Raw genomic sequence first — 24,759 nt, 5'->3', positions numbered from 1 at the left:
GCGGGCCGGTCAGTCCCACCAGAAGTGCCAGGCCGGCTGGTTGAGGAGCCGCTTCTCGGCGTACGCGCGCACCGTGCTGTCACCGCTCTGCAGGATGTTGTCCGGGCAGAACGCGAAGTGCTCGGCGGCGACGGCCTCCGCCTCGGCCGCGGTGGTCGGCGGAAACGCGACGGAGACGAGGAGGTGGTCGAAGCCGAGCGCCACGACCCGTATGCCGAAGCGGTCCTCCCAGGAGCGGAGCACCGCGCAGAGGCGAGCGGTGTCGCCCTCGTGGTTCACCGGGCCCGTCCAGCCGATCGCCGCCGGGACGTCCGCGCTGCGACGGGCCGGAACGAGGGCGAGGCGGGGGTCCTCCAACAGGCCGCCGCTGTCCAGCAGGGAGTCCGCGATGTCGGTGGCCACCGCGTCGGGGTCGTCGGCGGAGAGGGTGTCGGCGGCGGCGTGCGTGTCGGCCAGGCCGGGCCACTCCTCTTCCGTCTCCCCGGCCGCGTACTCGTCCCAGAGGTCCGCCAGCACCTCATCGGCGTCGTGATCTCCCGGGTACGACATCGCGTCGGGCGTCAGCTCCCACATCTGGGGGCCGCCATGGCGGCCGCCCGCGTCCAGGACGACCGGCAGCAGGCCGGCGGCCCGCCGGGCCGTGGCCAGCGCGGCCCAGGTGCCCGGCACCGCCTGCTGGTCGGCGAGCCACAGCAGCGGCCCGTGCGATTCGTCCTCGCAGGTCGCGTCGAGGAGCCTGCCGGGAGGGAGTTGGAGACCGAGCGCGGCGCCCGTCAGGTCGGTCGCGAGCTTCGGCAGCGGGTTCGGAAGAGTCGCCATGTCGGTGACTGTAGAGGTCGGCACTGACAACTCATCCACGACAGCTCATCCACGACAGCTCATCCACGACAGCTCATCCACGACAGCTCATCCACGACAGCTCATCCACGACAGCTCATCGGGCCACTCGGCTGTCGAAGCACTCCTTCCCGCCGCCCGCCGCCGGCCGGAAGCAGGCGCGGACTGCGGTTCCGGGCCGAGCCGCGGTCATCGGGGTGTAGACGTAGGCGTCCGCGTCGATGTCGCTCCGGACCTCGGCGCTGCGGACGGCACCGTCACCGACGTCAGCGCAGCCGCGGTCGGCCGCCGGCATCTCCAGCCGGTCGCCCACGCGCGTCCCCCACATCCGGGCCCAACTCGTCCCGCACTCCTCGCTGTAGCGCAGTTCCAGCCAGGCGCCGGTGGTGGTGCGGTGTCTGTCGAGGGTGACCGGAGCTGCTGCGCACTTCATGTGCATCGGGCTCCTGCCCTCGCAGGCCGCCCCCTGGCAGCGGGGCCCGGCCGCGGACGGCGGCGGGGCCAGGGCCGACCCCGGCTCCCCCGCCGGGTGCGGCAGCAGCAGGACCACCGCCGCGACGCCCCCGAGGATCACGGCACACATCGACGCGAGCACCGCCAGGGCTCTCGCACCGCGGTGGACGGCACGGCCGTCGGCGGGACTCCCGGCACACGTGCCCTGCTGAGGAGACGGAGGCGGAGGCGGAGCGAGAGGGGGAGGCGGAGGGGGAGGCGGGGGTGCCGGAGCGGACGGAGGCTGGGGCGAGGGCGAGGACGGAGACCGTGGGCCCTCCCGCGCCCGCCCGCTGCTCTGCGACTCCGCGATCTCCCACAGGGCCAGACAGCGCCCCTCCGGCTCGCCCGCGAGACGGCACAGCTCCTGGACCGCGTCGCGCGGGGGCAGGGTGCGGCCGTTGAGGTAGCGGTCCCAGGAGGACTTGCTGAACGCCGTCTTCGCCGCGAGGCCGACCAGGCTCAGACCGGTGCGGATCTTCAACTCCCGCAGCGCGCAGGCCAGTCGGGCCCGTTCTGGTTGCGGTTGCGTCATCGCCGTAGGGCCTTCCAGGTCTGCGGGCCGACGATGCCGTCCACCACCAGCCCCGCCCGCTGTTGCGCGCGTCTGACCGCGGTCTCCGTCAGCGGACCGAAGATCCCGTCGATGCCGCCCGGCGAGATGCCCGCCCGGCGCAGCAGACACTGCGCCTCGGCCACCTCCGGCCCCGCGTGGCCGTTCGCGAGGACGGCGCCCCTGGTGGGGCTGAGGCCCGCGTACCAGCGGCCGTCGACCCGCTCGACTCGGCAGGCGTACGTGGGCGCCGACTGCGAGGACGATCCCGGTGCCGACGCGGCGGACGCGGCGAGGGGAGCTGCTGTCTCTCCCGCGCCGCCGAGGAGCCGTACGGCGAGGAGGACCGTCGAGGAGACGGCCAGCACCAGTGCCACGGCGCCCGCGACCAGGGCGACCCGCAGCGAACGCGTCGGCGAGGGTGTCCCGTCGGCCCGGGACCCGGCTCCGGTCGGCGACCCGGCTGTCAGGATCTCCGGCCCTGTCGTCGTTGCTTCCGGCATCACCGATTCCGGCAACACCGCTTCCGGGGCGCGCGCGTCCGCCGCGGGCGCTTCCCCGCGCCCGTTCCCCCACGCCTCCGCCGCGACCTCGCGCAGGGCCAGCCACCGGGTCGGATCCTCACCCCCGATCCGGGCCAGTGCCTCGACGGCCTGCGGTGGCGGCAACGAACGGCCGCCCAGATACCGTTCCCATGACTTCGGGCTGTACCCCGTCCTCGCGCCCAGCTGCCGCAGGCTCAACCCGCTGTGGTCCTTCAGGCGGCGCAACCGCACCACCAACTGCCGTACGCGCGGATCGAGTTCCGCGGGCAGCACTGCCCAACGCGACATGTTCCCCCCACTCGCGTTCACGGTCCGGCACGCGGTCCGTGGTCAGCGGCCCCCATGCCCCGTCGCATTCTGCATCAGCATCCACGGCCCGCACCGGGAGCGGGTTCGCGTACCGGTACGAAATCGGCCAACCGCTCGCCTCGGGCGTCCCGCCGTGCCGTCACGCCGCGTCAGGTTTGCGCAGGTCAGCGGGTGGGACGTCCCGCGGTGACGTCACTTCCGCGGCAACTGTGGCAGGCCTCGCCGCGGGGGCGGCACGCTCGTTTCGCCAGCCCGGCGGCAGGGGCCGCCACCCGAGACAGAGCGAGAGGGAAACGCATGCGACCGAATGTCTGGACGAGGACCCTCGTCAGCGTCAGCGCCGTGATCGGCCTTGCCGCCGGAAGCCTCGCCACCGCGGGCACCAGCTTCGCGGCACCGGACACACAGCCGGCCGTGAGCTCCGAGGTCTCCGTCCTCGCGGTGAACAACCTCGGCCTGAGCGCCGCCGAGGCCAAGAAGGTCCAAGGCTGGCTGAAGCAGTACTGGGGCTACACCGGCGCGATCGACGGGCAGCTCGGCACCAACAGCTGGAAGGCGTTCCAGCGCTGCCTCAAGGAGTACTGGGGCTACACCGGAGCCATCGACGGCATCGTCGGATCGGGCACCATCAAGGCGCTGCAGCGGCTGCTCCAGCACTACGGCTACACCGGCGCGATCGACGGGATCGCCGGATCGGGCACCAAGGCCGCGTTCAGGAACTTCGCCAACAGCCGTTAGGTGCACAGCTAGGCGTACAGCCGGTCCGCACCAAGACAGCGGCCCGTCCTCTCCCTCGGGGAGACGACGGGCCGCGCGCGTGTCCTCGGACGCTCAGAGGCGCTCAGGCGTCCGGATGCCCAGCAGGGCCATGCCCTGGTGCAGCGTCCGGGCCGTCACGTCGCACAGGAGCAGACGGTTCTCCGCCACGTCCTTCGGCGGCTCCGGCTTGATCACCGGGCACTTGTCGTAGAACGACGTGAACAGCGACGCCAGCTGGTACAGATACGCGGCCAGCTTGTGCGGGGCGTACTCCGCGGCCGCCTCGAAGACCGTGTCGCCGAACGCGTCCAGGTGCAGGCCGAGCGCCCGCTCCGCCGCGTGCAGTTCCAGCTCCGGGTGCGCGGCCGGCTTCGTCTCGCCCGCCTTGCGCAGGATCGACTGGATCCGGGCGTACGCGTACTGGAGGTAGACGGACGTGTCGCCGTTCAGCGAGACCATCTGGTCCAGGTCGAACTTGTAGTCCCGGTTCGGCGACGTCGACAGGTCCGCGTACTTCACGGCGCCGATGCCGACCTGTGCCGCCCGCTCCTGGATCTCGTCCTCGGTGAGGTCCTGCGCCTTCTCCCGTACGACCTCCGCGGCCCGCTGCACCGCCTCGTCCAGCAGGTCCTCAAGGCGTACGGTCTCGCCCTCACGCGTCTTGAACGGCTTGCCGTCCGCGCCCAGCACCGTGCCGTAGCCCATGTTGTGCGCGGTCACGCCGTCGCTCAGCCAGCCGGCCCGGCGGGCCGTCTCGAAGACCATCTTGAAGTGCAGCGACTGACGTACGTCCACGACGTAGAGCAGCGACGTCGCGTGCAGGTCGGTGACGCGGTTGCGGATCGCGGTCAGGTCGGATGCCGCGTAGCCGAAGCCGCCGTCGGCCTTCTGCACGATCAGCGGGACCGGCTGGTCGTCCTTGCCGCGGATCTCGTCGAAGAACACCACGAGCGCGCCCTCGGAGCGCACCGCGACGCCCATCTCCTCCAGGAGGCGGGCGGTCTCGGGCATGCCCTCGTTGTATGCGGACTCGCCGACGATCTCCTCGTCGCGGATCGCCATGTCCAGCTTCTCGAAGACCGAGTAGAAGTAGACCTTCGACTCGTCCACGAACTGCTGCCACAGTTCGAGCGTCTCCTTGTCACCGGACTGCAGGGCGACGACCCGCTTGCGGGCCCGCTCCTTGAACTCCTCGTCCGAGTCGAAGACCGCACGTGACGCCTTGTACACCCGGTTCAGGTCGCTCATCGCCTGCTCGCCGTCGACGTCGGCCGCGGGGGCCAGCTCGCCGGGGTTCTCGAACAGGTACTGGATGAGCATGCCGAACTGGGTGCCCCAGTCGCCGATGTGGTGCCGGCCGATCGTCTTCTCGCCGGTGAAGTCGAGCATGCCGCGCAGGGCGTCGCCGATTACCGCGGAGCGGAGGTGGCCGACGTGCATTTCCTTGGCGACGTTCGGCTGGGCGTAGTCGACGACGGTGATGCCGGGGGTGTCCTTGCGGGGGACGCCGAGGCGTTCGGTGTCCGCGTAGCGCGCCGCGAGGTTCTCCGTGATCGCCTTGTCGGAGACCGTGATGTTCAGGAAGCCGGGGCCGGAGACTTCGACGTCCTTGATCACGTCACCCGTGACGATGTTGCCGACGACCTGCGTCGCCAGCTCCCGGGGGTTCGCCTTGGCCTTCTTGGCGAGGGCCAGGATCCCGTTGGCCTGGAAGTCGGCCCGGTCGCTACGTCGCAGCAGGGCGTCTCCGACGGTTCCCGGGAGGGTGGCCGTGAGGGCGTCGACGAGGTGCTGGTTGACGGAGTCGCTGAGGGGCGTGACCGGGGCCATAGGAGTGGGTGCCGTTCTCCTCGTGGGGATGGATAGACACGGTCAGTATCCCATGGGGGTAAAGGGGTTTTTGCGGAGAGCTCGGGGGTGCGGGGCGATCGCGGGTGCGGGCCGGTGGGGGCTTGTCGCGCAGTTCCCCGCGCCCCTGAGCCGGCGGCTGCGCCGCCTGTCGGGACGCTCGTGAAAAGGCGTTTTCGTCGTTGCCGTCCTTGCTGGGACAATGAGGGCGCCAGCCGTTGACCGTACGGCTGCCCTGGAGAAAGAAGGACGTGCCGATCGTGGCTCAGAGCACCGAGACCACCGACTGGGTCTCCCGTTTCGCGGATGAGGTCATCGAGGAGTCGGAGCGTCGGGCCCCGGGCAAACCGGTCGTCGTCGCGTCGGGACTCTCCCCCTCCGGACCCATCCACCTCGGCAACCTGCGCGAGGTCATGACCCCGCACCTCGTCGCCGACGAGGTCCGGCGGCGCGGGCACCAGGTCCGGCATCTGATCTCCTGGGACGACTACGACCGCTACCGCAAGGTGCCGGCCGGTGTCGCCGGGGTCGACGAGACGTGGGCCGCGCACATCGGCAAGCCGCTGACCTCCGTCCCGGCGCCGCAGGGGTCGGCCCACCCGAACTGGGCCGAGCACTTCAAGGCGGCGATGGTCGAGGCGCTCGCCGAGATGGGTGTGGAGTTCGACGGGATCAGCCAGACGGCGCAGTACAACTCCGGGGTGTACCGCGAGCAGGTCCTGCACGCCATGAAGCACCGCGGCGACATCGACGCCGTGCTCGCGCAGTACCGCACCAAGCCCAAGGGCGGCGCCAAGAAGTCGCAGAAGCCGGTCGACGAGGCCGAGCTGGAGGCCGCCGAGGGCTCCGGCGCGGCCGGCGAGGACGACGGCAGCTCCGGCTCCGCCGGGTACTTCCCGTACAAGCCCTACTGCGGCAACTGCGAGAAGGACCTCACCACCGTCACCTCGTACGTCGACGACACCACCGAGCTGACGTACACCTGCAACGAGTGCGGCTTCTCCGAGACCGTCCGGCTCAACGAGTTCAACCGCGGCAAGCTGGTCTGGAAGGTCGACTGGCCCATGCGGTGGGCGTACGAGGGTGTCGTGTTCGAGCCGAGCGGTGTCGACCACTCCTCGCCGGGGTCGAGCTTCCAGGTGGGCGGCCAGATCGTCGGGATCTTCGGCGGCAAGCAGCCGATCGGGCCGATGTACGCCTTCGTCGGCATCAGCGGCATGGCGAAGATGTCCTCCTCGCGCGGTGGGGTGCCCACCCCGTCCGACGCGCTGAAGATCATGGAGCCGCAGCTGCTGCGCTGGCTGTACGCCCGCCGCAGGCCCAACCAGTCCTTCAAGATCGCCTTCGACCAGGAGATCCAGCGGCTCTACGACGAGTGGGACAAGCTCGACGGGAAGGTCGCGGACGGGTCCGCCCTGCCCGCCGACGTCGCCGCGCACTCGCGTGCCGTGCGCACCGCCGCGGGTGAGCTGCCGCGTACGCAGCGCCCGCTGCCGTACCGGACGCTCGCGTCCGTCGCCGACATCACCGCCGGGCACCAGGACCAGGCGCTGCGGATCCTCTCCGAGCTGGACCCGGAGAACCCGCTGGGCTCGCTTGACGAGGCGCGTCCCCGGTACGACAAGGCCGAAGCCTGGATCAACACACAGGTGCCCGCCGACCAGCGGACCATCGTGCGCGACGAGCCCGACGCCGAGCTGCTGAAGTCCCTCGACGAGGCGTCCCAGCAGTCGCTGCGGCTGCTCCTCGACGGGCTGGAGTCGCACTGGTCGCTGGACGGGCTGACCCACCTCGTCTACGGCGTGCCCAAGGTCCAGGCCGGGTTCTCCGCGGACGCCACGCCCAAGGACCTGCCGGCCGAGATCAAGACGGCCCAGCGGTCGTTCTTCGCGCTGCTGTACCACCTGCTGGTCGGGCGGGACACCGGGCCGCGCTTGCCCACGCTGCTTCTCGCGGTGGGGCAGGAGCGGGTGCGGGCCCTGCTCGGGGCGTAGGCGGTACGGGAAAGGGGCCCTCTGCGGAGGGCCCCTTTTTTGTGCTCAAGCCCTGTGCTCAAGCCCTGTGCTCACGTTCTGTGCTCACGTTCTGTGCTCAAGTTCTTGGGCTCAGGGTCAGGCGATGTGGTCCTCCTCCAGCTCCGCCGAGTGGCGCTTCTGGAAGCGTTCCGTGAGGGTCTTCAGCTCGCTGGGGTTCAGCGACGTGCCGTACGTCGCCTGGATGTTGTCGCCCAGGACGCGGGGCGTGGGGTAGCTGCCGTCGATCGACTGACGGAAGACCTGGTAGAAGTCGTCCTCGTTCGGCTCCGGGGGCTCCGGAGGGCCGCCCCCCTCGCCGAGCTGGCGGGTGCGGTTGCCGGTCACGGGGATCGGAAAGGTGCCGGTGTCCTCGGGGGAGGGTTCCTGGACCGGCGGTTCCTGCTGGTACAGGTCCTGGTACTGCTCGGCCTGGAGCTGTTCCTCGTACCACTGCTCGTAGTGGCCCTGCGGGTCGTACTGGGCGTTGTAGCTGCCCTGGTACTCGACGTTCCGGGGGGTGTTGAACCAGTCCTGCACGTACTCCGACTGCTCGACGTCGGGCGGGCCGGCCGGATCGGGTCCGGCCAGCTCGGGCCGCTGCTCGCCGGCGGGTGCCGCCTGCCGGGGGACCGGCGCCGCGGCGGCGCGCGGGCCGGCGGCGTTGCCCGGCGTCATGTCGGCCGCGCCGGCCGGGGGAACGGCGTCCAGGGCCTGCTTCGGCACCGGCGGCAGCAGGGCCGGCTCGATGCCCGCCGCCGCCAGCCCCGCCGGAGCCGTCTGCGCCAGCGGAACCCCGTACCGCGCCAGACGCAGCGGCATCAACGACTCCACCGGCGCCTTGCGCCGCCACGCCCGGCCGAAGCGGGAGCGCAGACGGGCCTGGTACACCAGCCGCTCCTGCTCCAGCTTGATGACCTGCTCGTAGGAGCGCAGCTCCCACAGCTTCATGCGGCGCCACAGGAGGAACGTCGGGAGGGGGGAGAGGAGCCAGCGGGTGAGGCGGACGCCCTCCATGTGCTTGTCGGCCGTGATGTCCGCTATGCGCCCGATCGCGTGGCGGGCCGCCTCCACCGAGACCACGAACAGGATCGGGATCACGCCGTGCATGCCGACGCCCAGCGGATCCGGCCAGGCCGCCGCGCCGTTGAAGGCGATCGTCGCCGCCGTCAGCAGCCACGCCGTCTGGCGCAAGAGCGGGAACGGTATGCGGATCCACGTCAGGAGAAGGTCAAGAGCGAGCAGGACGCAGATACCTGCGTCGATGCCTATCGGGAAGACATAACTGAAGTTCCCGAAGCCCTTCTGGATGGCCAGCTCGCGGACGGCCGCGTACGAACCGGCGAAGCCGATGCCGGCGATGATGACGGCGCCGAACACGACCACACCGATGAGAATGCGGTGCGTCCGAGTCAGCTGCGGTGGCCCGGCCACTCGTACTCCCCTCCCAGTGCATGTTGTTGCGCGCAACAGGGTGGCACATCTGTGCGGCGTGCGGATTGCCGGTACGGCACGAGCCCGGTCCCTTCAGGGGGCCGGGCCCGTACAACAGGCGTGGCTGAGCTGCGTGTTGTGACTCAGCGGTGGGGCAGGTGTGACGGTCAGCTCTTCTTCGGCGCTGACTTGGAGGGGGAGCCGGAGCCCTTCGAGGAGCTTCCGGAGGGCGACTTCGAGGGAGACTTCGAAGCCGACTTCGACGGGGCGCTGCTCGGCGTGCCCGCGCTGCCGCTGCCGTTCGCCTTCGTCACCGCGGCCACCGCCTCCTTGGCGGCCTTGCGCGCGAGCTTGTCCAGGGACTCCGCGCTCGGGGTCTTCTCACCGGCGAGACCGGCGCCGTTGTAGTCGAGCGTCACGACGACGTTCTCGACCCGGGCCACGATCGTCTCCTGCCGGAAGGAACCCTCCTTCTTCTTCAGGTCGTAGCGCACCGCCGTCGCCTCGTCGCCCACCCCGGCGACCGGCTCCGACTTGATGTTCTTCGCGCCCGACACCGCCTTCGCGCCCTGGGCCTGCGTCGCGTAGTACTCCTGCGCCCGCTTGTCGCCCGAGCCACGCGAGACGTCCGACTCGAAGCGCAGCAGGGAGACGTTGAGCCAGCGGAACTGCGAGCCCTTCACGCCGTTGTTGTCGAGGCTGCTCCAGGAGCAGGAGCCACGCGTCGACGCCTCGTCCGACGAACTCTCCTTGCCGGACTTGGCCTCGGGAGCGAGCTCCTCCAACGTCTTCTTCGACAGCGCCTTGCACGGCTGCGGAATCGCCTCGTACGCCGCCGCCTGCACCGTCGGCGACGGGCTCGCGGACTCGGACGCCGACGCCGAGGCCTTCGTGTCCCCGGCGGCCTTGTCGTCCGAACCGGAGTCCGAGGAACAGCCCGCGGCGATCAGCACCGCGGGGACGACGGCCGCGCAGACAAGGGCACGCTGCAGGCCGTGAAGGCCCTTCCCCCGCTGCTCGTGCTGCTTACGCCCGTCACGCTGTTCTCGCTCTGCTGCTCGCTGCATGGTTCCTTCACTCATGACTGACACTCGTGGTCCCTGCGGTCGGATCGGGTCCGAGGGGCCACGGTACGCGGTGAAGAAGGTGTGTGGTCTCGTTTCGGTTACGTCGCACTTGGGCGTACGAGGGTGCGCGAGGGGCGCTACTCCGCCAGTTCGTCGGCCAGTTGTGCCGCCAGTTTCTGGGCCCTGTCCTGCATTTCCTCGCTGTCCGGGACCGTGCCGACGGTGGCCGGCTGCTCCTCGTACTCGATCGTCACGATCACGTTGGACGTGCGGAACGCCACAGTCACCTTGCGCTGCTGGGCCGTCGAACCGGAGCTGCCGAGCTTGTCGTCGAGGAAGGCCTCGTCGCCCAAGTCGTCGAGCACACGGGGCTGGAGCGCGGCGGGGGTCGCGCCGTCGGTGGAGGTCGCCGAGCCCGACGGGGTGGAGGAGGGGGAGGAGGACGCGGACGCCGACGGTGAGGCCGGGGACGAGGAGGAGGGCGAGCCGCTCGGGTCGGCGGAGGCGGTGCCCTCGCCGGTCGCGGTGCCGCCGGACTCGGTGCTCGTCGGCTCGGGGAGGTCGGCCGCCTCCCGCAGGGCCGCGAAGAGCTGCTCCGCCTCGCTGTCGTCGCTGACCGACGTGTCGTACGACACCACACGCTCGAAGTTGACGAAGAGATGGTCCGTGGCGTCGGCCGACTCGACCTTCCAACGGCAGCCGACCTTGCGGTCGGTGTCGTAGGTGAGGGTCGGGGCGCCCTCGTACGCCTTCTCGCGCTGGTCCTCGTCCGTGATCTGCCTGATGCCCGGCAGGAGCGAGTCGAGCGTGTCCTCGCCGACCACGCCGCACGGTTCGGGCAGCGTGTCGTACCGGCCGGGCTCGGCCGCCGCGGTCGCCGTGCCGGAGTCGCCGGGGTTGGAGCCGTCGGCCGTGCCGCCGTCTTCGGAGCTGCCGGTGCAGCCGGCCAGCAGCGCCGCGAGGAGTGCGGCGACGCCGGATACGTAGGCCTTCCGCTGCACGGTCAGGCTCCTCTCGACGGTGGCTCTTGTAGTCGGTCCGTTGCCGGTCTTTCAGTGTCCCCGCTGGTTATTCGCTTGCCGCGCGGGGGCGCCCACTGGAGACAATGTGTATCGCACGCACTGCCGTGGGCGCCGGTCCGTTGTCCCTTTCATCGACCTTGGTGCCGGTTTTGCGATTTCAGACTTGTATGTGTTTTCCGGGGGATTGAGGACGTTATGTCGTACGTGGAGATGCCGGGCGCGAAGGTTCCCATCCGTATGTGGACCGACCCGGCGACGGTCGAGGACGGGGCGCTCCAGCAGCTGCGGAACGTCGCGACCCTGCCGTGGATCAAGGGCCTCGCCGTGATGCCGGACGTGCATTACGGGAAGGGGGCGACGGTCGGGTCCGTCATCGCGATGCGCGGGGCTGTGTGTCCTGCGGCGGTGGGGGTGGACATCGGGTGCGGGATGTCGGCGGTGAAGACGTCGCTGACGGCCAACGACCTGCCGGGTGACCTGTCGCGGCTGCGGTCGAAGATCGAGCAGGCGATTCCGGTGGGGCGCGGGATGCATGACAGCCCTGTTGAGCCGGGGCGGTTCCATGCGTTGGTCACTGCCGGGTGGGATGTCTTCTGGGGGCGGTTCGATGGGGTTGCTGAAGCCGTCAAGTTCCGGCGGGAAAGGGCGGGTTTGCAGATGGGGACGCTCGGAGCCGGCAACCACTACATCGAACTTTTGTTCGATTATGAGGATCGTGTGTGGCTCACGCTCCACTCTGGTTCGCGGAACATCGGCAAGGAACTGGCCGAGTATCACATTGGTGTGGCGCAGAAGCTTCCGCACAACCAAGGGCTGGTCGACCGCGACCTCGCCGTCTTTGTCTCGGACACTCCGCAGATGGCGGCGTACCGCAACGACCTGTTCTGGGCGCAGGAGTACGCGAAGTACAACCGCACGATCATGATGGCGCTACTCAAGGACGTGATCCGCAAGGAGTTCAAGAGGGCGAAGCCGACCTTCGAGCCGGAGATCTCCTGCCATCACAACTACGTTGCCGAGGAGCGCTATGAGGGAATGGACCTGCTCGTGACCCGCAAGGGTGCGATTCGTGCGGGCTCTGGGGAGTACGGGATCATTCCCGGTTCGATGGGGACGAACTCGTACATCGTGAAGGGGCTCGGTAACGAGAAGGCCTTCAACTCGGCCTCCCATGGGGCGGGTCGACGCATGAGCCGTAATGCGGCCAAGCGGCGCTTCACGACGAAGGACCTGGAGGAGCAGACTCGTGGCGTGGAGTGCCGCAAGGACTCCGGCGTCGTCGATGAGATCCCGGGCGCGTACAAGCCGATCGAGCAGGTGATGGATCAGCAGCGCGACCTCGTGGAGGTCGTGGCCAAGCTGAAGCAGTTCATCTGCGTGAAGGGCTAGAGAGCGATAGGCGCGGCGATCATGGGCCGCGCCTATCGTGGGCTGCTCAGTCCGGCAGCGGTACTACTCCGTGCAGCAGTTTCCACCGGCGGTTTTGGCAGGGGCTCGAGGAGTAGCCGAGCTCCGCCGCTGCTTGGGCGATGGTTGGCGCTGCGAGGAGAATCCGGTCCATCTCGGCGGTCCAATGGATGCGTGGCGGCCTGCGTTTCATTCCTGCAAGGCGGACCCAGGGCCCGAGCGAATCGGCAGCGATCTGCTTCCGCTCCAGTGACAGGCAGCCGGGGTAGTAGAGGTGGGCTGCCAGCCGCTGGGCGTTCTCCTTCGTGTACAGGATGTTGTAGATGCCGTCGCGTGAGTTGCGCTTGAGGGTGCGCTCGGCTCCGGTGATTTCCCTAGCGTAAGAGCCCGTGTAAGTTGCGATCGCCGTGCTCTTCGTCGTCAGAGAGATGAAGGGGAATCCTTGGCTCGTGTAGCCCACCGAACCGTCGGCATCAATGACTCCCCGAAGGTGGTCGCGGCGTGAGAACTCGACGTCGGGCTGGGCGACGGTATTCGACTTGCGGCCATATGGCAGACCGAGTTCGTTGAGCTTGGTCCTCGCTTCAAAGGAGCACAGGCTCCAGACCACCGAGTTGTGGGTCTCGGCGAAGTTCGTGGATCGGGTGCGTTCGGTGATGCTGCTGTTGTACGGCGTCAGCTTCTGGAACCTGCGCAGCAGATCGATGTCCCGGGAGCTGATCTCCACGGTCAACCGCCCCCGCTGTCGGGACTGTTGGTAGAGATGCCCGTCCGCCTGCAAAAAGCCGAACATGTACGCGTACTCGGGGACCGTGAGGTCCATGAACTGGTGGACGCTAGGCTTGCTGTCAGCCAAGAGGAAGCTTTTCCTTCCTTGCTGGTCAGGCCCTCGCTCGGGATGCCGCCCGGTCGAGGGCCGTCGATTTGATGTTGTGGCGCGAGCCTAGGTCGCCAGTTCAGCCTCCGTTCGGGTGATCGATGATGTTCACCCCTGTGGGTTACTTCGGCGCATGTGTCACCGCGTAGATCATCACGAACGCCACGATGTGGATGCCGAACAGGAAGTAGCCGAGCCACCACCACATCTGGCGTTCGTCGTGTGGGTCCTTGCGGCTGCCCTCCGGCACTACAGCTCCCTGTGGACCTTCGTGTTGGACGCCTGGGCGCGGGGGCGGACCACCAGGAGGTCGATGTTGACGTGGCTGGGGCGGGTGACCGCCCAGGTGATGGTCTCCGCCACGTCCGCGGCCGTCAGGGGTTCGGCCACGCCCTCGTAGACCTTCGACGCCCTGTCCTCGTCGCCGCCGAAGCGGGTGAGTGCGAACTCGTCCGTCTTGACCATGCCGGGCGCGACCTCGATGACGCGGACCGGGCGGCCGACGATCTCCAGGCGGAGGGTCTCGGCGAGGACGTGGGCGCCGTGCTTGGCGGCGACATAGCCCGCGCCGCCCTCGTAGGTGCCGTGGCCGGCGGTGGAGGAGACGACGACCACCGTGCCGTCGCCGCTCGCCTCCAGCTTGGGGAGGAGGGCCTGGGTGAGGTTTAGGGTGCCGATGACGTTCGTCTCGTACATCGTGCGCCAGTCGGCCGGGTCGCCGGTGGCCACCGGGTCGGCACCCAGGGCGCCGCCCGCGTTGTTGACCAGGACACCGATCGTCTTGAAGGCCAGGGCGAACTCGTCGACCGCCGCGCGGTCCGTCACGTCGAGCTGGTAGGCCGCCGCGGAGTGGCCGGCCGCGTTGATCTCCTCGGCCAGTGCCTCGATGCGGTCCTTGCGGCGGGCGGTGAGGACCACGCGGTAGCCGGCCGCGGCGAGCTGCCGTGCCGTGGCGGCGCCGATTCCGCTGCTCGCACCGGTGATGACGGCGATGCGGGAGGCGGGGGGCGGGGCTGCGGCGGGCATGGCTGCTCCTCTTGCGTGGTCGAGTCCAGGGACTGTTCGGCCAGGATAGGCGGGCGGGACGGTGGGACAATGAGATGGGTGAGCCCCCGAGCAGGAGGTGGATCATGGGACAGGCACGTGAGGTCATGGACCGGCTCACCGCGGCGATCACCACCGCGGACCCCAAGGGCATCGCCGACCTGTACGCACAGGACGCGGTCGCCGTCACCCCGGACGGCGGGGAACTCCATGGGCGCGACGACATCGCCGCGTACTGGCGCCAGATGGCGGAGATGGTTCCCGACGGCCGGTACGAGTCGGTGCACTCGTACGAGGTCGGCAACACGGCCATCGACGAGGGCGTCTTCACCGGCCGGAACACGGGACCGATCCAGTTGCCCACCGGCGAGACGCTGCCCGCGACGCAGAAGGAGATCAGGATCCGCGGGGTCGACTTCGCCACCGTCGACGACAGCGGACACATCGTGGACTACCGGCTCTACTTCGACGAGATGGAGTTCCTCGGGCAGTTGGGGCTGCTGCCGCCGAGCTGAGCCCTCAGTTCAGTTGCCTCGCGGCGCGTACATGATCACCGCCATGCCCGCGAGGCAGATCAGCGCGCCCGTGACGTCCCAGCGGTCCGGGCGGTATCCGTCGGCGACCATGCCCCAGGCCAGTGAACCGGCGACGAAGACACCGCCGTAGGCGGCGAGGATGCGGCCGAACTCGGCGTCGGGCTGGAGCGTGGCGATGAAGCCGTAGGCGCCGAGGGCCATCACGCCCGCGCCGATCCACAGCCAGCCGCGGTGTTCGCGCACGCCCTGCCAGACCAGCCAGGCGCCGCCGATCTCGAAGAGGGCGGCGACGACGAAGAGGGCGGCGGAGCGCAGGACGAGCATGCGGGCAGCTTGCCATGGGGCCGCGCCGTGCCCGTTCACCGGTTCGGGGGCGGCACACATCACCTGTTGGACGGCGCCTGCCGCTCGCTCCGCGTGGGATACATCCGTACGACCACGCTGGAGTGAGGAGTGGGCGGATGCGGCGGATGAGAGTTGCTGGGCTGTGCGGCGCGGCCGTGATGGCGGCGGTCGGCGGGATGGCCGTGGCGCCGGCTGCCGGGGCGGTGAGCGCGCCGGAGGCGGTTCTCGCCTATCACGGCTCCGCCGCCATGTCCGGTGGCCGGGTCGCCGTACGGTTCACGCCGTACCGGCTCGGCACGGGTGCCGCGGCGGACTCGTCGGTGACGGTACGGCTGCGCTGGTCCGCGCCGCTGGCGGACCGGCAGGCGCTGCCCGACAGGTGTGCGCGGGCGGGGGAGCGGATCGTGATGTGCCGGATCGGGGCGCTGGACGCGGACGGGGTGGGGGAGCCGGTCGGTCTGCGGGTACGGCTGCGGGGCGCGCCGTCGGAGGTGCTGGTGGAGTTCGACACCGTGCGCAGCGGTGGCGCGGCGGGCGTGGACCGTGGGAACGATCAACAGCGGGTGCTGGTGCTGGACACGGGGGACTCGTACCACTTCTGACGCCGGTCTCCGCTTCCGGGGCCGGTGGCCGGACGGCTCGCGGTTCGTCCGCTACGAGGCGTCTGTGCTGGTCGCAGCCGTGAACGAGTGGCTGTGACCAACACCGTCGCAACGGCCCTCAGACGACGTCGAATTCGTTCCCCTCGGGGTCCTGCATAGCGGCGGCGTAGAGCCCCATGTCCGGCTCATCCTTGATCCGCAGCACGGTGGCACCAGCGTTCACCAGCCGTTCCACCGTCGCCTTGACCCGCTGTGTGCGGACGTTCAGTGGGACGTCCCGGCCCCCGCCGACCTTCAGGTCGAAGTGCCACCGGTTCTTGGCGGCCTTCGGCTCCGGAACCAGCTGGAACCACACTCTCGGTCCACGTCCCGCGGGATCGATGATCGACTCCGGAATGTCCCCGGCACCGGCCGGCAACTCTGCCTCGGGCACCCCCATCGACGCCCAGTAAGCACGCCACGTGGTGTGCCCAGCCGGCGGAGGCTCAGGCACGTAGCCCAGGGCCTCGGCCCAGAAGGTCACCATTGTCTGCGGATCGGAGCAGTCGATCGTCAGCTGCACTGTCATCTCCATGCTCGGAGCATCCCAGGCAGGTCTGACAGACGATCCACTTTCGCAACAGGCCCTAGTCGTCCGGGGTCTCGCTGTCGTAGCGCTCGCGTGCCTCTCGGACCTCGTCGAAGTGGGTCTCCGCCCAGTCCTTCACCGCGGTCAGCAGCAGGGCCAGGCCGTGCCCGAGCGGCGTGAGCGCGTAGTCGACGCGGACGGGGACGGACGGGGTGACCGTGCGGGTGAGGAGGCCGTCCCGCTCCAGTGAGCGCAGGGTCTGGGTCAGCATCTTGGGGCTGACGCCGGCGATCTTGCGGCCGAGGCCGCTGTAGCGCATGGGGCCCGTGGAGAGGGCGGCGACGACGAGGCTGACCCACTTGTCGCTGAGGCGGTCCAGGAGCTGGTTGGTGGGACAGCTCTTGACGAACGCGTCGTAGGCGATGCGGGCCTCTTCGCGTCGCTGGGCCGCTGTCATGGTCGGCATGGCTCACCTCGCGGGTAGGTACGCACTCCCAGGTAACTACTTACGAATGGATAGTAACTCTTCCTAGGGTTGTTGCAACAGCGGGGAAACCCTCCCCGACATGTACTGAGTGCATAAACCGGGAGAGTTGTCATGCGTGCTGCTGTGGTGAGGACGTTCGGCGGACCCGAGGCCGTGGAGATCGTGGCGCGGGAGGTGCCCGAGCCGGGTCCGGGGCAGGTACGGATCAAGGTCGCGGCGGCCGGGCTGAACCCGGTCGACGCGGGGCTGGCGGCCGGTGTCTTCGGGGGCGCCGGCACTGATGTCGGGCTCGGCTGGGACGTGGCCGGGACGGTGGACGCGGTGGGGCCGGCCGCTTCCTGGGGTGTCGGGGACGAGGTCGTGGCGCTGCACCACGGCATGCTCAAGCCGCTGGGCACGCACGCCGAGTACGTCGTCGTCCCCGCGGACGCCGTCGCCAAGGCCCCGGTGACGGTCGACTCCGTCCACGCGGCGACGCTGCCGCTGAACGCCCTGACCGCCGCGCAGGCCCTGGACCGGCTGGAGTTGGCGCCGGATCAGTCGCTGCTGGTGACGGGCGCGGCGGGCGCGGTCGGCGGGTACGCCGTCCAACTCGCCGCCCACCGGGGGATATCCGTGACCGCACTGGCCCGCGAGGCCGACGAGGAACTCGTACGGTCCCTGGGGGCCACCCGTTTCACGGCGGGTGACGTCGAGGCGGGGAGCTTCGACGCCGTGCTGGACGCCGCGATCCTGGGTGAGACGGCCCTTCAGTGGGTGCGGGACGGGGGCGCCTACATCGGCGTCATTCCGGGCATCCAGCCCGCGTCCGTGCGCGGGGTGCGGACCGGTGCGGTCGAGGTGAGTGCCGACGGGGCACAGCTCGCCGAGCTGGTCCGGCTGGCGGACGACGGGGTGCTGGCCCTCCGGGTGGCCGAGACCTTCGCGCTGGACGACGCGGTCAAGGCGCACACCCGGCTCGCGGAGGGCGGGCTGCGGGGCCGGTTGGTCCTGGTTCCCTAATCGCCGGTGCCGCCGGACCGGGCCTCCGCCGCGTACGCCGTGGGCGGCACCCCCACCGTCGCCGTGAAGTCCCGTACGAGGTGGGCCTGGTCGGCGTAGCCGAGTTCGCCTGCGAGGGTGGCCCAGTCGACATCGTTGCGGGTGCCGGCGAGGTCCAGGGCCTCGTGGATGCGGTAGCGCAGCAGGACCCACTTCGGGCTGACGCCGACGTATGCCGAGAACAGGCGCTGCAGTGCCCGCACCGACAGCCCCTGCTCCCGGGCGAAGTCGCCGACGCGGCACACCGTGCGGTCGGCGCGGATGCGCCGGACGAGGTCGATGGCGAGGTCGGCCTGCGGGTCCGGGGCGCAGGGCAGGGCGAGCAGGAAGGCGTCGAGGGCGGCCACGCGGGCGGCGTCGTCGGCGGGGGCGACGATCGCGTGGGCGGAGTCGCCCGTGGCCTGCGCGAACACCTCCCGGGCGGGCAGCGCGCGGCCCGTCCACCGGGACACCGGCGCCTCGGGGGCGTAGGGCCGGAAACCGCCGGGCCGGAACTTCACCCCGCAGACCCCGCCCCGGCCGGACAGCTTCCGGGTGTACAGGCCGAGGGCGATGCCGGTGACCTCGGCATACGGCGGCCCCTCGTCCTCGCCCCACTGGAAGGTGAGGTTCACGGCCGGGTGCGGGACGATGTGGGAGGCGTAGGGCGCGGGCAGGTCCCAGTCGATGAGCCAGTACCACTCGACGTGCCGGCGCAGCGGCTCGGCGGGCTCGTGGCGGCGGAACCGGACGCGGTTCAGCAGCGCGGACGGGTCGACGATCCCGCGGGTGTCGTGGCGGGGTGCCTCCATGGCCGGATCGTACGTCGCGGTTGCGCGGGCGTCGCGTTTCTTCAAGAAGGGCGGGGGCGGCTTCCCTACGGTCGGGGGCATGGACACGAACAGTGTGAGGACGTACGGCATCGGTGAGCTGCTGGCCATGGCGCGGGAACGGGCGGTTCCGGTGGTGCGGGGCATTCCCGACACGGCGCTCGCCGCTCCCACACCCTGCGTCGAGTACGACGTGAGGGCGCTGGTCAATCACCTCTTCCAGGTGATCGTGCAGTTCCAGAGGCTGGCCGTGAAGGAGGCGTCGGACTTCGCCGAGACCCCTGACCGGGTCGCCGATGGCCCCGAGTGGCGGGAGCGGCTCGTGGACGAGGCGGACCGGCTGGTGGCGGCCTGGTCCGCGCCCGGTGCCGAGGAAGGCAGGACCGGCGGGATGAACATGCCCGCGCGGCTGGTCGGCTCGATGGCGCTGCTCGATCTCACCGTGCACATGTGGGACCTGGCGCGGGCCACGGGCCAGGACTGCCCGGCCGCCGACGAGGCGGTCGTGGCGGAGCTGGCCGGCGTGGTGGACGAGCTGGCACCGACGGCCAGGAAGATGGGGGTGTTCGGGGAGCCGGTGCCGGTGGTCGAGGGCGCGTCGGCGTTCGAGCGGCTGCTGGCGCGGACGGGGAGGGAGCCGTACTGGCGATCGTCGTGACCTGTGGGGATCCGCACGGGCACTGGTTTCCGGCGGGTCGGGAATAGTGCCCGGCCGGTCACCGTTCTCCGGTTATAGTTGAACCGTAAACAATCTGGAGGATGAGCGACCATGCAGTTCGGGATCTTCAGCGTCGGCGATGTCACGCCGGACCCCACCACGGGCCGTACGCCGACCGAGCGCGACCGCATCAAGGCCATGGTCGCCATCGCGCTGAAGGCCGAGGAGGTCGGGCTCGATGTCTTCGCGACCGGCGAGCACCACAACCCGCCGTTCGTGCCGTCGTCGCCGACGACGATGCTCGGCTACATCGCGGCACAGACGGAGCGGCTGGTCCTCTCCACCTCCACCACCCTCATCACCACCAACGACCCGGTGAAAATCGCCGAGGACTTCGCGATGCTCCAGCACCTGGCCGACGGCCGGGTGGACCTGATGATGGGCCGCGGCAACACCGGCCCGGTGTACCCCTGGTTCGGCCAGGACATCCGTCAGGGCATCAACCTCGCCATCGAGAACTACGCCCTGCTGCACCGGCTGTGGCGCGAGGACGTCGTGAACTGGGAGGGCAAGTTCCGTACGCCACTCCAGGGCTTCACGTCCACGCCCCGGCCGCTGGACGGCGTGGCGCCGTTCGTCTGGCACGGCTCGATCCGCTCGCCGGAGATCGCCGAGCAGGCCGCGTACTACGGCGACGGCTTCTTCCACAACAACATCTTCTGGCCGGCCGACCACACCAAGCAGATGGTCGAGCTGTACCGGACCCGGTACGCCCACTACGGGCACGGCACCCCCGAGCAGGCGATCGTGGGGCTGGGCGGGCAGGTCTTCATGCGGAAGAACTCGCAGGACGCGATCCGTGAGTTCCGGCCGTACTTCGACGTCGCGCCGGTGTACGGGCACGGCCCGTCACTGGAGGATTTCACGGACCAGACGCCGCTGACGGTCGGCTCCCCGCAGCAGGTCATCGAGAAGACGCTCGGCTTCCGGGAGTACGCCGGTGACTACCAGCGCCAGCTGTTCCTGATGGACCACGCCGGGCTGCCGCTGAAGACCGTCCTGGAGCAGCTCGACCTGCTCGGCGAGGAGGTCGTGCCGGTGCTGCGCAAGGAGTTCGCGGCCGGGCGGCCGGCCGAGGTGCCGGAGGCGCCGACGCACGCCTCCCTGCTGGCGAAGAGGGGTTCGGAAGAGGTGACCGTCGCATGAAGCTCGTCGTCGTGTCCGCGGGGCTGAGCGTCCCGTCCTCCACGCGGCTCCTGGGCGACCGGCTGGCGGTGGCGACGGTCCGGCAGGCCGCCGACCCGGTGGACGTGGAGGTCGTGGAGCTGCGCGACCTCGCGGTGGAGATCGCGCACAACTTCACCAACGGCTTCCCGGGCCGCAAACTGGCCGCCGCGATCGACGCGGTGACCTCGGCGGACGGGCTGATCGTCGTCACGCCGGTGTTCTCGGCCTCGTACAGCGGCCTGTTCAAGTCCTTCTTCGACGTGATCGACAAGGACGCGCTGACGGGCCTGCCGGTGCTGATCGCGGCCACCGGCGGCACGGCCCGGCACTCCCTGGTCCTGGAGCACGCCCTGCGTCCGCTCTTCGCCCATCTGAGGGCCGTGGTCGTGCCGACCGGCGTCTACGCCGCCTCGGAGGACTGGGGCGCCGAGGGGCTGAACGGCCGGATCGAGCGGGCGGCGGGCGAGCTTGCGGGGTTGATGCAGGGCCTGTCGGGAGTCAGGACGGCCGCCGCGGACAACCTCACGGTGGTGCCCTTCGCCGAGCAGTTGGCCTCACTGCACAGCCCGTCCGGCGTTTGAGGACGAGGCCGTTCAGGCCGAACGGGGGTCTGGGGGCGGAGCCTCCAGGGCGGCCAGGCGAGGGTGAGATCCCAGTAAGAAGGGTGATCGTAAGCTCGCTCACACGGCCGGACCGCCGGAGGCCTTGGCACACTGAACCCGTGTCCCAGACTGTTCTCCTCGCCGAAGACGACCGCGCCATCCGCCACGCCCTGGAGCGCGCGCTGACCCTGGAGGGCTACCAGGTCACCGCGGTCGCCGACGGCGTCGAGGCGCTGGCGCAGGCCCACCGCACGCCGCCGGACGTGCTGGTGCTGGACGTGATGATGCCCGGCATCGACGGCCTCCAGGTCTGCCGGGTGCTGCGCGCCGAGGGCGACCGCACCCCGATCCTGATGTTGACGGCGCTCGTGGAGACCCAGGACCGCATCGCCGGCCTGGACGCGGGCGCCGACGACTACGTCGTGAAGCCCTTCGACGTCGAGGAGGTCTTCGCCCGGCTGCGCGCCCTGCTGCGCCGCACCAGCGAGGCGAACGGCGCCCCCGTCGACGTACCGAAGCAGCCGCAGACCCCCGAGCCCTCCGGCCGGCTGATCGAGGCGGCCGGGCTGCGGATGGACCCGCAGGCGCGGCGGGCATGGCGGGGCGGGCGGGAGCTGGAGCTGACACGGACCGAGTTCGAGCTCCTTGAGCTGCTGGTCCGCAACGCCGGCATCGTCCTCGACCACTCCACCATCTACGACCGCATCTGGGGCTACGACTTCGGCCCCGGCTCCAAGAACCTCGCCGTCTACGTCGGCTACCTGCGCCGCAAGCTCGACGAGCCGGGCGCGCCGCAGCTGATCCACACGGTGCGCGGGGTGGGTTACGTGCTGCGGGAGGACTGAGTGGGCGCGGCCCGGCGTCGGCTCGGGAGGCTGCTGACGGCACGACGCAGCACAGGACTGGGCACCACCTTCGCCCTGTCCTTCGCCGCGGTGACCGCCGTGGTCACCGTCCTGGTCGGGCTGCTGTCGTACACCGCCGCCGCCCGGCTGGTGCGGGTCGACCAGGAGTCCGTGTTCGACGAGGTCGTGCAGGACCTGCGGGGCGAGGTCCGGCAGCGGCCGATGACCCCGGACGACTTCTCCTCCTCCGCGCCGGGCCACGATCTCGTACGGCCCGCCCGTACCGATGTGCAGGTGCTGGGCCCGGACGGGGCCGTCGTCGACCCGGGGCGCCCGGGACTGCCGGTCACGTCCGCCGACCGGCTGATCGCGGCCGACGGGACGGCCGGGCGGATGGTCCAGCACAAGGACGTCGACGTCGGCAGCGACGTCTACCGCGTCGCGACCGTCGCGCTCGGCGGCGGGCGGGGCGCGGTGCAGATCGCCCAGGAGTTCAGCGACACCGAGGACCTGCTGCGGGCGCTCCAGCAGCGGACCCTGCTGCTGATGGCCGCGGTGGTGACGCTCGCGGGGCTGTTCGGCTGGTGGCTGGCCCGGCGTATCACGCGCCGCCTGGTCGTCCTCACCTCCGCCGCCGAGGACGTCGCCCGCACCCGGCGGCTCGGCATCCAGGTGCCGGTCGCCGGATACGACGAGGTCGGCCGGCTGGGCCGCGCCTTCGACCGCATGCTGGGGCGCCTCGCCCAGTCGGAGGAGGACCAGCGGCGGCTGGTGCAGGATGCGGGCCACGAACTGCGCACCCCGCTCACCTCACTGCGTACGAACATCTCCCTGCTGCGGCGCATCGACGAACTGCCTCCCGACACCCGGGACGAGCTGGTCGCGGACCTGGGCCAGGAGGCACGCGAACTGACCGATCTGGTCAACGAGTTGGTCGACCTGGCGGCCGGGCAGTCTGACGCCGAGCCGGACCAGCGGGTGGACCTCGCCGACATCGCCGAGGACGTCGCCGGACTCGCCCGGCGGCGTACGGGACGGCGGATCGTGGTCCGCGCGAGCGGGGAGACGACGACACGGGGGCGGCCGGCGATGCTTCAGCGCGCGGTGACCAACCTGGTCGAGAACGCGGCGAAGTTCGACCGCGAGGGGACCGCGCCGATCGAGATCAACGTCGCCGGTCCCGCCCGGCCCGGGACGGTGCGCGTCGAGGTCCTCGACCGGGGGCCCGGTATCGCCGAGGACGACCTGATCCGGGTGTTCGACCGCTTCTACCGGGCCGCCGACGCACGATCGCGGCCGGGGTCCGGGCTGGGGCTGTCGATCGTGCGGGAGGTGGCGCTGTCGCACGGCGGAGCGCCGTTCGCCTTCCGGCGGGACGGGGGCGGGACCGCGATCGGGTTCACGGTGGGCGGTTCCGGCTGAGGGCGGGCGGGCCACTATCTGTTCGGGCGGGGCGTGCGTCGCGCCCGGTGGCCGAGGGGAGGAACGTCATCGTGCTGAGCGACGTGGAGAGCGCCGTACTGGCGGAGATCGACGAGGCCGGGATCGGGCGGACGCTGCTGGAGCTGATCTCCGTGCCCAGCGTGACCGGAAGCGCGGCCGAGTCGGAGCTTCAGCATCTGCTGGCGGGGCGGCTGGAGCGGCTCGGCCTTGATGTCGACCTGTGGTCCATGGACCTGGACGCGCTGCGCGCGGACCCCGGCTTTCCGGGGGCGGAGACCGAACGCGAGGAGGCCTGCGGCCTTGTCGGGGTGACGGAGGACGGCGGCGACGGGCCGGCCTTCGTCCTCCAGGGCCACGTGGACGTCGTACCGCCGGGCGACCTGGACGCCTGGGCCGGCGATCCGTTCGTGCCGTGGGTGGTCGGGGACGTCGTCCACGGCCGGGGCGCCTGCGACATGAAGGCCGGCCTGGTGGCGCACCTCGCCGCGCTCGCGGCGATACGGGCCGCCGGGGTGCGGCTGCGCGGGCGGGTCGGCGTGCACTTCGTCGTGGGCGAGGAGGACGGCGGGCTCGGCGCGTTCGGCACGCTGCGGCGCGGCCACCGGGGCGACGTCTGCGTCATCGCCGAGCCGACGGGCGGCGCCCTCGTCACCGCCAACGCCGGCGCCCTGACCTTCCGTATCGCGGTGCCCGGCAAGGCGGCCCACGGCAGCGCGCGGGACCAGGGCGTGAGCGCGGTCGACGCGTATCTGCCGCTGCACCGGGCGCTGGCCCGGCTGGAGACCGAGCGCAACCGGGACGCACATCCCCTGATGGCCGAGCACCCGATCCCCTACGCCCTGTCGGTGGGGACCCTGCGCGCCGGCGACTGGGCGAGCAGCGTGCCCGATCTGCTGGTCGCGGAGGGGCGGTTGGGGGTACGGCTGGGGGAGGACCCGGCGCAGGCACGGGCCGCGTTCGAGCGGTGCGTGGCGCAGGCCTGCGCCGATGCCCCTGGCTGCGCGCGCACCCGGCGACCGTGACCTGGCCGGGCGGACAGTTCGGCAGCGGGCGGCTGCCGGAGGGGCATCCGTTGCCGGAGGTGATCCGGGGCGCCCACGCCGACGCCGGGGGAGCCGCGGGGCTGCGGGAGTGCGGGGCGCCGTACGGGAGCGATCTGCGGCTGTACGCCGGGGCGGGGATCCCGACGTTGCAGTTCGGGCCGGGGGACATCCGGGTGGCGCACAGTGAGCGGGAGCGGGTGTCGCTCGCCGAAGTGGTCCAGGCGGCGCGGACGTTGGCGGTGACGGTGCTGCGGACGGTCGGCACGAGGTGAGCCGAGCCGGAGGGCGACGCCTTGGAAGGGTCCTGTGCTCGTCCGCATGAAGTCCCGTGAAAACAGTCACTGTTG

25 protein-coding genes and 1 pseudogene are annotated in these 24,759 nt (G+C 70.6%); 12 read left to right on the top strand and 14 right to left on the bottom strand.

Annotation, left to right across the window (positions count from 1 at the left end):
* Window positions 1-9 precede the first annotated feature (9 nt).
* The 3 genes from OHO27_RS17490 to OHO27_RS17480 all read right to left on the bottom strand — a co-directional run bounded on the left by OHO27_RS17490 (window position 10) and on the right by OHO27_RS17480 (window position 2,715).
* On the bottom strand, window positions 10-819 hold the full coding sequence (locus tag OHO27_RS17490; RefSeq protein ID WP_328424957.1) for a DUF4253 domain-containing protein: 810 nt from the start codon (window positions 817-819) through the stop codon (window positions 10-12).
* Between the two features lie 115 nt (window positions 820-934).
* The gene (locus OHO27_RS17485; protein WP_328424955.1) at window positions 935-1,864 is read right to left on the bottom strand and encodes a helix-turn-helix domain-containing protein; all 930 of its coding nucleotides are present in this window, start codon (window positions 1,862-1,864) and stop codon (window positions 935-937) included.
* Window positions 1,861-2,715, bottom strand: coding sequence for a peptidoglycan-binding protein (locus OHO27_RS17480; RefSeq protein ID WP_328424953.1), 855 nt, complete (start codon window positions 2,713-2,715; stop codon window positions 1,861-1,863). Before OHO27_RS17480 ends, OHO27_RS17485 begins: the two co-directional genes overlap by 4 nt.
* A gap of 318 nt (window positions 2,716-3,033) precedes the next feature.
* On the opposite strand from OHO27_RS17480, the gene OHO27_RS17475 reads away from it, so the two are divergent.
* Entirely contained in the window at window positions 3,034-3,474 is a 441-nt protein-coding gene (locus OHO27_RS17475) for a peptidoglycan-binding domain-containing protein (protein WP_328424951.1), read from the top strand.
* A 93-nt stretch (window positions 3,475-3,567) separates the two neighbouring features.
* Here the strand turns inward: OHO27_RS17475 and argS are convergent, their stop codons facing one another.
* On the bottom strand, window positions 3,568-5,325 hold the full coding sequence (gene argS / locus OHO27_RS17470) for an arginine--tRNA ligase (RefSeq protein ID WP_328424949.1): 1,758 nt from the start codon (window positions 5,323-5,325) through the stop codon (window positions 3,568-3,570).
* Window positions 5,326-5,594: 269 nt separating this feature from the next.
* Here argS and lysS point away from each other — a divergent pair, with 269 nt between their 5' ends.
* Window positions 5,595-7,337 (top strand): lysine--tRNA ligase, encoded by a 1,743-nt coding sequence (gene lysS, locus OHO27_RS17465; protein WP_328424947.1) that lies wholly within the window; start codon window positions 5,595-5,597, stop codon window positions 7,335-7,337.
* Window positions 7,338-7,454: 117 nt separating this feature from the next.
* Here lysS and OHO27_RS17460 read toward each other — a convergent pair whose 3' ends face one another.
* From OHO27_RS17460 to OHO27_RS17450, 3 genes are all read right to left on the bottom strand, one after another.
* Window positions 7,455-8,789, bottom strand: coding sequence for a DUF2637 domain-containing protein (locus OHO27_RS17460; protein WP_328424945.1), 1,335 nt, complete (start codon window positions 8,787-8,789; stop codon window positions 7,455-7,457).
* 167 nt (window positions 8,790-8,956) lie between these two features.
* Complete coding sequence (locus OHO27_RS17455) at window positions 8,957-9,856, bottom strand: DUF3558 family protein (protein ID WP_328424943.1); 900 nt, start codon at window positions 9,854-9,856, stop codon at window positions 8,957-8,959.
* Between the two features lie 137 nt (window positions 9,857-9,993).
* The gene (locus OHO27_RS17450; protein ID WP_328424941.1) at window positions 9,994-10,857 is read right to left on the bottom strand and encodes a DUF3558 domain-containing protein; all 864 of its coding nucleotides are present in this window, start codon (window positions 10,855-10,857) and stop codon (window positions 9,994-9,996) included.
* A 216-nt stretch (window positions 10,858-11,073) separates the two neighbouring features.
* Here OHO27_RS17450 and OHO27_RS17445 point away from each other — a divergent pair, with 216 nt between their 5' ends.
* Entirely contained in the window at window positions 11,074-12,267 is a 1,194-nt protein-coding gene (locus OHO27_RS17445) for an RtcB family protein (RefSeq protein WP_328424939.1), read from the top strand.
* Between the two features lie 46 nt (window positions 12,268-12,313).
* On the opposite strand, the gene OHO27_RS17440 is transcribed toward OHO27_RS17445, so the two are convergent.
* The 3 genes from OHO27_RS17440 to OHO27_RS17430 all read right to left on the bottom strand — a co-directional run bounded on the left by OHO27_RS17440 (window position 12,314) and on the right by OHO27_RS17430 (window position 14,188).
* Window positions 12,314-13,108 (bottom strand): LAGLIDADG family homing endonuclease, encoded by a 795-nt coding sequence (locus tag OHO27_RS17440; protein ID WP_328424937.1) that lies wholly within the window; start codon window positions 13,106-13,108, stop codon window positions 12,314-12,316.
* A 175-nt stretch (window positions 13,109-13,283) separates the two neighbouring features.
* Window positions 13,284-13,412 (bottom strand): hypothetical protein, encoded by a 129-nt coding sequence (locus tag OHO27_RS17435; RefSeq protein ID WP_328424935.1) that lies wholly within the window; start codon window positions 13,410-13,412, stop codon window positions 13,284-13,286.
* A complete protein-coding gene (locus OHO27_RS17430) occupies window positions 13,412-14,188 on the bottom strand; it encodes an SDR family NAD(P)-dependent oxidoreductase (protein WP_328424933.1) in 777 nt (258 codons plus the stop codon). Before OHO27_RS17430 ends, OHO27_RS17435 begins: the two co-directional genes overlap by 1 nt.
* A gap of 104 nt (window positions 14,189-14,292) precedes the next feature.
* On the opposite strand from OHO27_RS17430, the gene OHO27_RS17425 reads away from it, so the two are divergent.
* Window positions 14,293-14,721, top strand: a complete 429-nt coding sequence (locus tag OHO27_RS17425) for an ester cyclase (RefSeq protein WP_328424931.1) — start codon at window positions 14,293-14,295, stop codon at window positions 14,719-14,721.
* A gap of 9 nt (window positions 14,722-14,730) precedes the next feature.
* Here OHO27_RS17425 and OHO27_RS17420 read toward each other — a convergent pair whose 3' ends face one another.
* Window positions 14,731-15,066, bottom strand: a complete 336-nt coding sequence (locus OHO27_RS17420) for a YnfA family protein (protein ID WP_328424929.1) — start codon at window positions 15,064-15,066, stop codon at window positions 14,731-14,733.
* A 137-nt stretch (window positions 15,067-15,203) separates the two neighbouring features.
* Here OHO27_RS17420 and OHO27_RS17415 point away from each other — a divergent pair, with 137 nt between their 5' ends.
* The gene (locus OHO27_RS17415) at window positions 15,204-15,689 is read left to right on the top strand and encodes a hypothetical protein (RefSeq protein ID WP_328424928.1); all 486 of its coding nucleotides are present in this window, start codon (window positions 15,204-15,206) and stop codon (window positions 15,687-15,689) included.
* Window positions 15,690-15,807: 118 nt separating this feature from the next.
* On the opposite strand, the gene OHO27_RS17410 is transcribed toward OHO27_RS17415, so the two are convergent.
* Window positions 15,808-16,263: a VOC family protein gene (locus OHO27_RS17410; RefSeq protein ID WP_328424926.1), complete on the bottom strand. Its 456-nt coding sequence runs from the start codon at window positions 16,261-16,263 to the stop codon at window positions 15,808-15,810.
* 52 nt (window positions 16,264-16,315) lie between these two features.
* Complete coding sequence (locus tag OHO27_RS17405) at window positions 16,316-16,723, bottom strand: winged helix-turn-helix transcriptional regulator (RefSeq protein ID WP_328424924.1); 408 nt, start codon at window positions 16,721-16,723, stop codon at window positions 16,316-16,318.
* A 132-nt stretch (window positions 16,724-16,855) separates the two neighbouring features.
* On the opposite strand from OHO27_RS17405, the gene OHO27_RS17400 reads away from it, so the two are divergent.
* The gene (locus tag OHO27_RS17400) at window positions 16,856-17,746 is read left to right on the top strand and encodes an NADP-dependent oxidoreductase (RefSeq protein ID WP_328424922.1); all 891 of its coding nucleotides are present in this window, start codon (window positions 16,856-16,858) and stop codon (window positions 17,744-17,746) included.
* Here OHO27_RS17400 and OHO27_RS17395 read toward each other — a convergent pair.
* Window positions 17,743-18,576, bottom strand: a complete 834-nt coding sequence (locus OHO27_RS17395) for an AraC family transcriptional regulator (RefSeq protein WP_328424920.1) — start codon at window positions 18,574-18,576, stop codon at window positions 17,743-17,745. The two genes, OHO27_RS17400 and OHO27_RS17395, sit on opposite strands and share 4 nt — an antisense overlap.
* 79 nt (window positions 18,577-18,655) lie before the next feature.
* Here OHO27_RS17395 and OHO27_RS17390 point away from each other — a divergent pair, with 79 nt between their 5' ends.
* The 6 genes and pseudogenes from OHO27_RS17390 to OHO27_RS17365 all read left to right on the top strand — a co-directional run bounded on the left by OHO27_RS17390 (window position 18,656) and on the right by OHO27_RS17365 (window position 24,684).
* Complete coding sequence (locus OHO27_RS17390) at window positions 18,656-19,252, top strand: TIGR03086 family metal-binding protein (protein ID WP_328424918.1); 597 nt, start codon at window positions 18,656-18,658, stop codon at window positions 19,250-19,252.
* A gap of 111 nt (window positions 19,253-19,363) precedes the next feature.
* Window positions 19,364-20,458, top strand: coding sequence for an LLM class flavin-dependent oxidoreductase (locus OHO27_RS17385; protein WP_328424916.1), 1,095 nt, complete (start codon window positions 19,364-19,366; stop codon window positions 20,456-20,458).
* Window positions 20,455-21,060 carry an FMN reductase gene (locus OHO27_RS17380; protein ID WP_328424914.1) on the top strand — a complete coding sequence of 202 codons (606 nt, stop codon included), beginning with the start codon at window positions 20,455-20,457 and terminating at the stop codon, window positions 21,058-21,060. The genes OHO27_RS17385 and OHO27_RS17380 overlap by 4 nt, the downstream gene beginning before the upstream one ends.
* 140 nt (window positions 21,061-21,200) lie before the next feature.
* Window positions 21,201-21,926: a response regulator transcription factor gene (locus tag OHO27_RS17375; protein ID WP_328424912.1), complete on the top strand. Its 726-nt coding sequence runs from the start codon at window positions 21,201-21,203 to the stop codon at window positions 21,924-21,926.
* Complete coding sequence (locus tag OHO27_RS17370; protein ID WP_443059555.1) at window positions 21,927-23,348, top strand: ATP-binding protein; 1,422 nt, start codon at window positions 21,927-21,929, stop codon at window positions 23,346-23,348. It abuts the gene before it with no gap.
* A gap of 71 nt (window positions 23,349-23,419) precedes the next feature.
* A pseudogene (locus tag OHO27_RS17365) lies at window positions 23,420-24,684 on the top strand (ArgE/DapE family deacylase).
* Window positions 24,685-24,759 lie beyond the last annotated feature (75 nt).

Source organism: Streptomyces sp. NBC_00443 (assembly GCF_036014175.1).
Classification (GTDB): Bacteria; Actinomycetota; Actinomycetes; order Streptomycetales; family Streptomycetaceae; genus Streptomyces.
Note: the sequence above shows the minus strand (reverse complement) of the source record. Positions and strands in the feature narration are given on the sequence as shown.